The following is an 11,183-nucleotide window of genomic DNA, read 5'->3' on the forward strand; positions in this document are numbered from 1 at the left end:
AAGCAAACATGTAATCTTTCTTCTGCATCTAAAGCCTTGCCCATCAAGTGTTTACCACAATCATTTTATCGACGTATGCAGCGCTTCTTTGCAGGTCAGTATTTTGATTATCGTCAAATTTCTCAGTGTCATCACCAGAACGATGGTGATGACTACGGCGATCTGACCCCAAAGGATTCGGCCTCCGCGCAATGCAGGCTCCAGTCGGCAAAAGAGACGGAGCCGATCAGAGAGTAGGCAAAATCGGGACGGGCAACAGGAAAGAGGATGCCGGAGGGCTGCCGGATACTATCGGCGGCAAATAGGATGGATCGCCTGTGCCGTTATCGTGCCGGTCGAGTGCCATCCAGGAAACGATTGGGCGAATCGCCGTCACGCTTCATTTTGCCTGCGAGGTTGAGTAGATTTTTCAGTGCGGAGTTGCGATTGAACGGCGACCAGACGGCTGTAAAGGCAACCGGCTCCGGTTCATCGAGGAAGGGCAGGAAGACGATGCCGGTCGTCGGCAACAATGACGTTGCCTCGCCGACGATAGTGATGCCGAAGCCTTGTCCGACCATAGATAGCAGCGTGTCGCGCCCCACATCAAAGCGCCGGATCGACGGTGCGGGCCAACGCCCGGCAAGGCGCAGCACGATATGGTCATGGACCTGCGGGCCGGTGCCACCATAGCGAACAATGAAAGTCTCGCCGACCAGATCGGACCAAGTGATTGCGGACTGCCCGGCGAGGCGATGCCCATCCGATAGCACGGCCACCAGCGGTTCGGTCCAGATCGGTCGGGTATGGCAGTCGGGCATCTCGGGCTTGCCCGCGACGAACACCACGTCGAGCTGGTCAGCACGAAGCTGCATCACCGCATCGCGGGCTGTGCCTTCGGTGATCTCAACCTCAATGCCCGTATGTTCTTCCCGATAATGACGGATCAGCTCCGTGAGAAAGCTGCGTGGGATTAAGGCATGGATGCCGATGCGAAGCCGGCCGTATTCTCCTTGAGCTGTCATGCCTGCGGTCTTCACTGCGTGATCGAGTTGATCGACACCCGCCGTGACACGCTCCATGAAGTGCCTGCCTGCGTCTGTTAGCCGAACGCCCCGCGCATGGCGCTCAAATAGCAGGACACCAAGGTTATCCTCCAGCGCTTTCACACGCGCGCTGACGCTCGACTGGCTGATACCAAGTGCCTTGGCCGCATGCCGAAAATTCAGATGCTCGGCGACGGCGATGAACTGAACAAGGGAAATGAGCGGTATCCTGCCAGACAGGATACCGACATTCACGAGGTTTCGATGGTTAGTGCGCCGCATCGGAGCGGGCCTGCTACCAGTCGTCGGTTAGACGACTGGCGACTTCTCGGTGGCAGCCCCACGGAGCCGAAGGAGCACCAGCCCCAACGAAACCAGTACCGCCATCGCCGTGGCGTAACAGATCACGGGCCACGCTGTGTCACCGTTTAAAAGTGCCACCGCCAATGTCCCGACAATGCTGACTATCAGGCTTTGAACGCAGAAGTAGAACGCGACCGCTGATCCCGCGATGTCGTCGAACTCTGCCAAAGCGCCGTTCGCGGTAACGGACACCGTGAAGACAATACCGACCGCGACAACCCACATCGGTAGGATGAAGGTGAGGAATGACGGCGAGCCGTAAAGTTCGCCGATCCCCAACAGGACCGCTCCGCAAACAAGCAACGCCATCCCACGCGCCACGCATCCTGCGATGCCCCATCTGGCGACAAAGGACTTCGCGAAACGGGTTGTCACGATCATTACAAGCGCGACAGTGGCGAAGGCAAAGCTGAATCCGATCTCGGAATATTCCGCTTGGCCTATGAGCACACGGGGAGCCGTCGAGAAGAAGACGAAGTAGGTGCCCATACCGGCGCTAAAGCCGACAGTGTAAACCCAAAAAGCCGGACTCGCGAAGATCGGCAAGACAGATCGGCGCGTCTTGACTTGATCCAGAGGGCGGGTTTCGTGCCACCTGAAACCCGCATTTAGGAGTGCGAGCATCGCCAGTATAGCCAAAGTAATGAATATCGCCTGCCATCCCAAGAACTCGCCGATCAATACTCCGGCGATAGGGCCGAGCGCAGGCACGAACGCCAGCATCGAACTGAAAAGGCCGTAGATGACGACACCCTCAGGACGGTTGGCATAAACGTCGCGAACCGTCGCGAACGTCGCCACCAGCATGGCCGACGCGCCCACTGCTTGAAGTAGACGGAAAGCGACAAAGGCCGGTGCAGTTGAAGACCAAGCTGCTCCCAGAGACGCAATGACGAAAGCCGTTGCGCCCGCAAGTAGAATTGGCCGTCGCCCGATTCTGTCTGAGAGCGGACCAAAAATCACCTGGCCCACGCCGAGCATCACCATATAGAGGCTCAACGTGAGTTGGATCATAGCGGGCGTCGTGTTCAGGATGCCGGGCATCGCTGGAACGACAGGGAGATAAATATCCATCGCCAGTGAAGCGAGGATGTCGAAAGGAGCCATCAGCAGCAGTGCTGCCGGCAGCGTATAGGCCCACGCGGGGCGTGTGGTGGTCATGACGAATCAACCCTCGATTAAGGAATACCGGGCGACGTCTGCTCGTCAGCAATCAGATGAGACTAGCCTTACAGAGCGCCGCAACAACAATACTGGTTGTTGCGGCTTACTTGTCTGCTGACTTGGAATTTCCCATCTGATTACTCCACGCTTACGAATATGAATTGCTACATTTTATCCGATTATCTTTTGCTTTGCAATGCGGCATGGGCGCACTCAGCGTTCCAGCCCCCTCTGCCGCCCTAAATGCTTGCTCCAATGCATCGAGCACCATATCTGTATTCATCCGTGTCGATACTTTCCATCCAACAATTGCTCGTGAGAACACATCAATAATAAATGCAGTATAAACCCAGCCTGAATTTGTTTGAATATACGTAAAGTCACTCACCCACAGTTGGTCAGGATGATCAGCAGTAAAATTACGTTTTACCAAGTCATCCGCTCGTTTTTGATCATCTCGGCTACGGGTGGTTTGTTTGTTCTTACCACGCCAAACACCTTTTATACCTAGCTTTTGCATTAATCGAGCAACAGTACAGCGCGCAATAATATAGCCTTCACGTTTCAGTTTTTGCCAGACTTTACGTACACCATACCGACCTGAACTTTCCTTCCAAATTCGTTTAATCTCCTCAGCATGATGCAAGTCATGTAAATCTCGCTTTGCTCGATGTTCTGGATTTTCACAGAGATCTAGAGTCCGGTAATAGGTTGAAGGTGCGATCGGTAAAATTCTACAAATCGCCTCGACTCCGTACAGCTCTTTATTATTATGGATAAAATCCACCATTATTTGTGTGGGCGGTCGAGCTCCGCCTGGGCGAAAAAAGCGGCTGCTTTACGTAGAATTTCATTGGCGCGTTGCAGTTCTTTATTTTCGCGTTCGAGTTGTTTGATACGTTCTTGGTCTGAAAGCTGCTGTACTTTAACTGGATTTTGTTTATCTAAATATTTTTGATACCAAACACGTAGTGTTTCAGGAGTACAACCCTTGCGCAGTATACTGCTCAGGGAGCAATAGCGGTGATCGCAGCCCAATTCGATGGATAATCTTTCTCGGATTCAATCAATAATTGAACCGCTCTTTCTCTGATTTCAGGGGTATATTTTACTTTTTTCATCGGGACATTCTCTCAGAAAGCTTGGTCTCCGACAAACCCGGTACGGTTCAAAAATCTTCCATTGATTTATTTATATCTGTTAAACCAGTCGCATTATGAAATGTAATATAAGTAGAAATTTCAGTATAAATGGTCATGATCTTTTCTAAATTTGAATATCTAAGCGTCTTCATTAATCAACCTTATTGATTATTAGTTTCTTCTTTTAAAGCTCTTTGTACTGTTGCTATCCCTACTTTAAACTTTTCTGCAACACCTCTAAATGTTGAATTTTCTTCAGCCATTGCTTTTCGTATTTCAACATAGTCAACCTTCCGCTTTCTTCCCTTATATAAGCCCTTCGCTTTGGCTTTTGCAATTCCTTCCTTTTGACGCTCACGGATCATGGAGCGTTCAAACTCTGCAAATGCAGCAAGCATCTGAAACATGAGTTTATTTATTGCCGATTGTGCTACATCATGACTGAAGGTCAAATTCTCTTTATGAAAAATAATGGTTATACCACGATCATTCAGACTATTCACAATTTCGTTCAGATCATTTGTATTACGTGCCAGACGATCAATACTATGAACATGCACCGTATCACCTTCACGCAGATAGTCGAGCATTGCATTTAACTGAGGACGTTCACGGCTACCACCGCTTGCCTTTTCAGTAAAGGTCTTATCCAGGCTGATTCCATCTAATTGACGTTCAGTATTTTGTTCAGTTGAACTGACTCGAATATATCCGACCTGATTAGGCATTCTGTACCGTTAGAGTTTAGATAATTAAATACATATTGTACCGAAATTAAATATTAAGTCTATAAATACGGTTTTTGAGTTGCTTTTTAAGACTTTATTTTGTTCCGTTAGGCTATACTCCAAATTTACATAATGTCGCATCTTCTGTGAAATCGTCTTTTCTACGCAAATAAACCTGATTTAAAGGCGAAACCTAACAATATTACAAGTAGCACTGTTAGCATTGCTTTAAGCCTAAAAATCGTATCATGAGCTATTTTAATTTTCTCCTTATACTCCACCTCTGACATTGAAAACTTATCCATTTCAGCCTGAATAGCATCCATATATTTTGAAATTTTTTCTAATTTTTCGCTCTGCTGTTCATTTTTAAGTGATAGCGCAGTATTGGATTGCTCCAGTTGTTTATTTAAATTGATCTGCTGAATAAGATTTTTCGCTTGATCGGCATTGATTTTTTGACTTTCCTCATTAAATTCATCCTGCTCTTTAGACTCTTGAATCAACTGCTTTGCTCTAGCAGTCAGTTTTATGTTTTTTTCTTTGAGGGCTTCATTCTCTTGTTCTAGAGATTCTTTAGCTTTTTCTATTGTAGAAAATTGCTTTTTAAAGTCGGTGAGCTGTCGCTGTAGCTCAATATTTTCCTCAAAGTGACTTGTCGCAACCTCATCAACTAAAAAATCACAATATTTAAAAAAATCGGCTTCAATCAGGGCAAAGGGCATGGCATGAGAAATTTTTAAATGCTCAACAATTTCATGCCAACTTTTACCCGTGCGGTACAGCTCGGTAATTTCATCCTGTCGGCTCTCAAGCCACCTACGTTTATTGAAATAAGGGGTTTTAGCCATCACTCAATATCCTTGTAAAAACTATCGCTATAAACATAGCCATCACTGCTTTTGGACGCTAAAAACCTCTTACCCTCCTCACTGCTTTTCCATGCCAAAAGTAGCTCTCTTGAGCTTTGATTGGCTTCGTCTTTAATAGCCCTAAAATATGTATGGATTTCCGTATTATTTTTAATTTTTGGAGTGGAAGCACGGACATAGCTTAGATTTAACTTTCGTCCACCTGCACCTAAAAAACTACGGTTCATTTTTGACTGAAAATAAGCCGTGAACATGCTATATAACTTACCGATCTGCACACGTACACCACGGTAGCCAATATAGCCCTCAAGGCTTAAAAGGTACTTTTCAAAATGTTCTTTTACATCCGTATTGGATTTATTTTTTTGAAAGCTATTTACCAAATTAACGCCACGTTGACGCACAGCCTCAAACGCTTCTTGCTTCAAACGCCATGTAAAGTTAGTCGCATGTTTGGTATTTTCACTTAAACCCATTTCTTGCAATTCTTTGATACTTTTGGCTCGTTTTGTGAGCTGTAAAAAAGTATATTCACCCACTGTTAAGGATATCTTTCCAAAGGTTTCAGCACCTTTGACCTGTTTAGAAATTTGATCATTTAAATAATCAAGATGATCATATTTATTCTGAATAATCACACCATCAGGCAAACGTAGAAGTAAGTCATTTACACGGCAAAGTAAAAGCAAAGTCGGGGGTCTAAGGGTATATAACTTATTTTCATTTTTCGATTTATCACGCAAGTAACGATAAAAATCAGCTTCGGTTAGATTTTCTTTCTGAAAACAACCGCCATTCGCAACGATGCAACAAAACGTACTTTGTCCGGACAGAAATTTTCGATACTGCTGTTGTGGTGTATTCAGCAAACCATAGCGGTCATTCCACTTTTCAAGCATGGATTCTGCATTACTAAAACTGCTCGGTTTAATCAAAATTCCCAAATCGTAACCTTTGCTGAAACATGCAAGGGTCGTATGAGTGAACTCTTTTATGCCAGTGGTGTAATAAATCATTTTTTCTTATTTAGTCCAAAAATTTAATTATCAATATACCTTCATTTGTAGATTCTTAAAGGTATTCCAAAGATTTTTTTAATAGTTATATCTAAAAGACTAGTTATAGGTAGTTATAACCGAATTATGCTATCGCATAATTAGCAGTTCCAAAAATTCGACTTGACATGGTATTTGATACGCATAAGATCAGATTTGTAGATATTGTTTTTTCGTTGGACTGCCAATCCATACATTCAATTTTCCTTAAAAATTGTTTGTTCATGGATTGCCAACCATGAACAAACAACATCACCCATTTTCGCAACGTGCCAAGTTGTGAAAATTTTTATCGGTGAAGCTGCGTGCGTGAGAAATCTAGCTGGCGCGGCTACGATAGGGGCTGAGAGGTGTGACTCCTCTTTTCTACCTGTTACAAAAGTTATGTTCCTGTTTTTACAGGATGCAAGTAGGGCGACACGGACACGGGAATTGACGGGTTATCAGCGTTTAAAACATGCGACTGGTAACTTAGTGAATTAACCCTGTTTTATTTGTTACGGTGAGCCATCTCAAGGATTGGGTGAATGGCGTTAATAACCGCTTGGCAGATGCTTCGCAAGGGCATAGTCAAGGCGCACAGGTGGGCTTTTGAGGGCATCGTAAGGTGTCAGGGGCGTGAGGTGAATAACTGGATCGTTCGGTACTGTACGGTGATTTGCTGAATTCGTAGAGATACGTTGCAAATTGCTGACAGATCAATGGATAGCTCAAGCCTGTAAGGTCGTCTCTGTCAACATACAACTACAAAATAGTTGATGGCAGTCGATATGCGTAGAGTAAGTGCTTTACCTTATTAATTTAACTAGGAAATATAAGCTAGAAAAGACTTGGAACTGCGGTCTAGCGAAGTATGGAATTGATTTTAGTTAAGTTAGAGATAAGCGTACTACTCGATTTCAATGTTTTTTATTGAAATCAAAGACAAGTGAAACTAACGTGGGCGCACTTCACACCGTATGAGTTGTAGATATTTAATTTCTGATTGATGAGTTCACAGAAAAGCAATTCTAGGCAAACAACGAGGTGGTGATCGGTGACGGTCTTTAGAAGTGTTAGAGAATAGACCAGTACAAAACCTTAGCTACATCGAGGTTGCAGACAGTTCGAGCGAATAAAAACGTAAGCGCTGTTAATTGGGAAAGTCTATGCCGATAAGTTGGTGATGTTTAAGGTGATTGAAAACAGATTTTTTTCGGTAATATTCGAGTGGTATCAACATGCTTTGGCTAGCATGATTTACCGAAAAAACTGTCTTAAAACGATTCTACAATCGTGAAAATTAGTTGTCTTGGCCGACAATGATATTTTCAAACTGTTGATGCAGTATAAATACGTACAAACTAGTGGTTTTAAGAACCCAGCCCCTTAGGGGCTGGGTTTGTCTTTATAAAAATAACTCTATTTCGCTCTCATTTGCGATTTAAGCCACTTCATAGCAAAAACCATCATTTCATCACATGACTTTGTAATCGGGCTAAAAAACGCCATTTTAAGCCTTGTATAAGCATCTATAGAGCGAGTGTCTACGAGCGAACCACCAAAATTCGCGCCTAGACTCTCTGAAAAACCGTTTTTTAAGCTGTGAAGCCTAAATAAGCGTAAATCATATGCAGAAATTTGAGCCTAGACCGAGCGTAGCGAGTAAAAAAGCTCTATGAGCGAAGCGAATTCCGAGTTGCTTTTGATCTTGCTTTTGCTTTTTCTTAAATTCACGAAAACATAAACCAAAAAATTGCCCCGGCGAATCGAGCGAAAGCGAGATTCAATAGAGTTTGAGCGTAGCGAAAACCAAGGGCAATTTTTCATTTATTAATTTTAAAAGCTTTATTAAAAGCTTTTAATAGCTTTTAAAAAGCTTTTAAAAAGCTTTACGACCAGTCTCAATGTGTTGCTATACCAGTGTTTCAGACACTAAAGTGGGGGCGAAATGTTAGGTTTTTGACTTTAAGTGGGGGCGAAATGTTAGGTTTTTGACTTTAAGTGGGGGCGAAATGTTAGGTTAGTGGGGGCGAAATGTTAGGTTAGTGGGGGCGAAATGTTAGGTTAGTGGGGGCGAAATGTTAGGTTAGTGGGGGCGAAATGTTAGGTTAGTGGGGGCGAAATGTTAGGTTGTAATCAAGATATGCTTGACTTAATAAGTGGGGGTGAATAGTATTAAAAATACCACCACATAATAGAAGAATAGTGATTTTAGATGGCTGTATCATTAAAGAAAATTAAAAATTTTGAGGAACATGACAAATCTCTTTTTCCTCTTGCAGCACCTGCCAAACGTTATCCAAAAGACTATGCTGTCTTTCAAAATATTTTCTGGCAATTGAAGCATGAGAAATCACCAAAAGACGATATTCTAAAATTGCTATTCTTTTTTAGCCCTAAAGTTCGGCTAGCATCAGATCCCAATGAAACAACAGAATTCACTGTAACAGCTAAAGAATATGCTGAATTGACGGGCTTAAAGCCAAGCAGTGCTTATGTAGCCTTAAACCGAGTAGTAGATGCTCTCTACGACCACAGTGTAGTTTTTTATCATCCTGGAAAAGATCGAGAAATTCGAACAAGACTCATTAGTACATGCTCATACAAGGATGGATGTTTTTATATTTCTTTCACGCATTTTGCCCTATACATTATGTATGTTTTTAATAAACAAAATTCGTATACAAAATTTAAAGTTAAGTCGGCTGTTGCCTTACATGGTCACGGTTTAAAACTTTACCCATTCTTGGTACAAAATGAATTTCGTTCTAATTTCGATGTATCCATTAAAGAATTAAAAAGTGCTTTAGGTCTAGCAGAAAATTCATACCCAGAATATAGAGATTTCAAAAGTACTATTCTTAAACCTCATATTGATGACATTAACTCTAAAACAGAACTGACTATTGAGTTTAAAGCAGTTAAGAAAGAAGGACGCAAAGCTAGTCATGTTAATTTTATAGTTAGAAAAAAGAAAACTATTGGAGCTAATCAACAAAGTGAAACTGGTAGTAACCAAGCGCAAAATAAAATAACTGCAAAAATGGTTTATTTAACGATAATTCAAAGTGAAGAATTGAGCTTGAGATTCAAAGAATCTGGTGAGACTACAGACGAATTAGTAGAAAGAATAAAAACTGATTTTAAGAACAACGAAGGTAATAGATGGATTGAAAAATTAGCAGAATTCAATGTCGACCTTACTATTGAACAAAAAAATTGAAGAGCTACTCCCCTATCTAAAGAAAGTAGGCTTTAATACAAAATAAATTTCATGTTTAGGTAGAATGTTCAGATGAACATCCTTGTACACGCACTGAGGGATTCCATTGAACACAACAAAATTTAGCGTTATGGACGCTAGTAAAGCCTTTAAAAAATCACGTACAACAATATACGAAGCTATAAAAAATGGTGAATTATCAAGGGATCATGATGGTCTTATAGATCTATCTGAACTTATCAGAGTCTACGGAAATCCTTCAGGTGTTCAGTCCAGTACACGCACTGAACACGTACAGAAGGATGTACATGTACACGTCCAGTCAGAAGTCGAAACTGTATTAAAAGATCAAATTTCATTACTTAAAAATCAATTGGACTTAGCCAATCACAGAGAAAAGGCTTTGATGCAACACATAGAAGATTTGACTCATAGAATTGAGTTTAAAGGTCAGCTTGAACAACCAAAAACAGGGGTAGAAGAGCACAAAGTTGTTCCTCCTGTTGATTCTGAGATGATAGAGAATCCTAAACTAGAACCAGACCAGAAAGATGACGGATTGACTACTCCGGAACAAAAGGAAAATAAGCGTATTCCAGTCCCTGAACATATTGAGCCAGAACCAGAAAAAAGGGGCTTCTGGAGCCGTTTTTTCAAGCCCTATGGATGATAGGACTATTTAAGGCACTGTTGCAAATAGAGATTTGAGTCGATGATGTTCCCTTTAAAAAGTACTTAGAGACCGAAAACCCTGTTGATTAGACACACTTCACCCTGAGGCTGACCATAATAAAATGACGATGCTTGTCCTTTACGTAGTGCACGCATGACTTCAATACCTTTAATTGTGGCATAAGCCGTCTTCATAGATTTGAATCCTAATGTGGCCCTGATGATCCGCTTTAGCTTGCCATGATCACATTCAATCACGTTATTTTTATACTTAATTTGCCTGTGCTCAAGGTCTGGTGGACATTTACCTTCCCGTTTTAACCGTGATAAAGCACGTCCATATGTGGGTGCTTTATCCGTGTTGATCACTTGTGGAATTTGCCACTTCTTCACATTATTTAAAATTTTTCCAAGAAAACAATATGCTGATTTGGTATTACGTCTAGAAGAAAGATAAAAATCAATGGTATCGCCACGTTGATCGACTGCACGATACAGATAAGACCATCGTCCATTCACTTTTACATAGGTTTCATCAATATGCCACGAGCTCAGATCTGTAGGATTACGCCAATACCAGCGTAAACGTTTTTCTATTTCAGGAGCATAACGTTGAACCCAACGGTAAATAGTCGTGTGATCAACATTCACACCCCGTTCGGCCAGCATTTCCTGCAGTTCACGATAGCTAATGCCATATTTACAATACCAGCGCACAGCCCAAAGAATGATTTCGCCCTGAAAATGCCGACCATGGAAAGGATTCATATGCTGCACCTTTAGCTAAAACAGTCTTCAGCTTACCATTCGTGGTTATTTGCAACAGTGCCGCTGACGCACACCATCGCCCACCGGGTGGGTCGCTATCTGGAACGGCAAGGCCTGCTGGAACGGGATGTCGAAAACAGCTATCTGGCCTCGGATGCGGTGGATGACGACCCGATGACACCCCTGCTG

The 11,183-nt window shown here is 42.9% G+C and carries 8 protein-coding genes, 3 pseudogenes and 1 other annotated feature; of the genes and pseudogenes, 3 read left to right on the plus strand and 8 right to left on the minus strand.

Annotated features, from left to right (window positions below):
* Positions 1 to 126: pseudogene (locus FTV11_RS16340) on the plus strand (IS4 family transposase); the annotation flags it as partial.
* A 197-nt stretch (positions 127 to 323) separates the two neighbouring features.
* Here the strand turns inward: FTV11_RS16340 and FTV11_RS16345 are convergent.
* The 7 genes and pseudogenes from FTV11_RS16345 to FTV11_RS16370 form a co-directional block, all read right to left on the minus strand.
* Complete coding sequence (locus FTV11_RS16345) at positions 324 to 1,004, minus strand: LysR family substrate-binding domain-containing protein (protein ID WP_109354582.1); 681 nt, start codon at positions 1,002 to 1,004, stop codon at positions 324 to 326.
* 3 nt (positions 1,005 to 1,007) lie between these two features.
* A pseudogene (locus FTV11_RS17280) lies at positions 1,008 to 1,307 on the minus strand (LysR family transcriptional regulator); the annotation flags it as partial.
* Between the two features lie 27 nt (positions 1,308 to 1,334).
* On the minus strand, positions 1,335 to 2,549 hold the full coding sequence (gene floR / locus FTV11_RS16350) for a chloramphenicol/florfenicol efflux MFS transporter FloR (protein ID WP_000214122.1): 1,215 nt from the start codon (positions 2,547 to 2,549) through the stop codon (positions 1,335 to 1,337).
* Between the two features lie 151 nt (positions 2,550 to 2,700).
* Positions 2,701 to 3,673 (minus strand): annotated as a pseudogene (locus FTV11_RS16355) (IS3 family transposase).
* Positions 3,268 to 3,384: a sequence feature (AL1L pseudoknot), on the minus strand. It overlaps the preceding pseudogene by 117 nt.
* 182 nt (positions 3,674 to 3,855) lie before the next feature.
* Positions 3,856 to 4,422, minus strand: a complete 567-nt coding sequence (locus tag FTV11_RS16360; protein WP_006581699.1) for a recombinase family protein — start codon at positions 4,420 to 4,422, stop codon at positions 3,856 to 3,858.
* Positions 4,423 to 4,583: 161 nt separating this feature from the next.
* A complete protein-coding gene (locus tag FTV11_RS16365; protein ID WP_180012498.1) occupies positions 4,584 to 5,273 on the minus strand; it encodes a hypothetical protein in 690 nt (229 codons plus the stop codon).
* The gene (locus FTV11_RS16370) at positions 5,273 to 6,238 is read right to left on the minus strand and encodes a hypothetical protein (protein ID WP_180058830.1); all 966 of its coding nucleotides are present in this window, start codon (positions 6,236 to 6,238) and stop codon (positions 5,273 to 5,275) included. Before FTV11_RS16370 ends, FTV11_RS16365 begins: the two co-directional genes overlap by 1 nt.
* A 2,308-nt stretch (positions 6,239 to 8,546) precedes the next feature.
* Here FTV11_RS16370 and FTV11_RS16375 point away from each other — a divergent pair.
* Both FTV11_RS16375 and FTV11_RS16380 read left to right on the plus strand, forming a co-directional pair.
* A complete protein-coding gene (locus tag FTV11_RS16375; protein ID WP_096902771.1) occupies positions 8,547 to 9,554 on the plus strand; it encodes a replication initiation protein in 1,008 nt (335 codons plus the stop codon).
* A 130-nt stretch (positions 9,555 to 9,684) separates the two neighbouring features.
* Complete coding sequence (locus tag FTV11_RS16380) at positions 9,685 to 10,224, plus strand: plasmid replication DNA-binding protein (protein ID WP_096902770.1); 540 nt, start codon at positions 9,685 to 9,687, stop codon at positions 10,222 to 10,224.
* 65 nt (positions 10,225 to 10,289) lie between these two features.
* Here the strand turns inward: FTV11_RS16380 and FTV11_RS16385 are convergent, their stop codons facing one another.
* On the minus strand, positions 10,290 to 10,994 hold the full coding sequence (locus FTV11_RS16385) for an IS6-like element IS1006 family transposase (protein WP_001067784.1): 705 nt from the start codon (positions 10,992 to 10,994) through the stop codon (positions 10,290 to 10,292).
* Positions 10,995 to 11,183: the final 189 nt, after the last annotated feature.

The sequence above is a fragment of the Acinetobacter sp. YH12231 genome (genome assembly GCF_013417755.1).
GTDB classification, from domain to species: domain Bacteria; phylum Pseudomonadota; class Gammaproteobacteria; order Pseudomonadales; family Moraxellaceae; genus Acinetobacter; species Acinetobacter amyesii.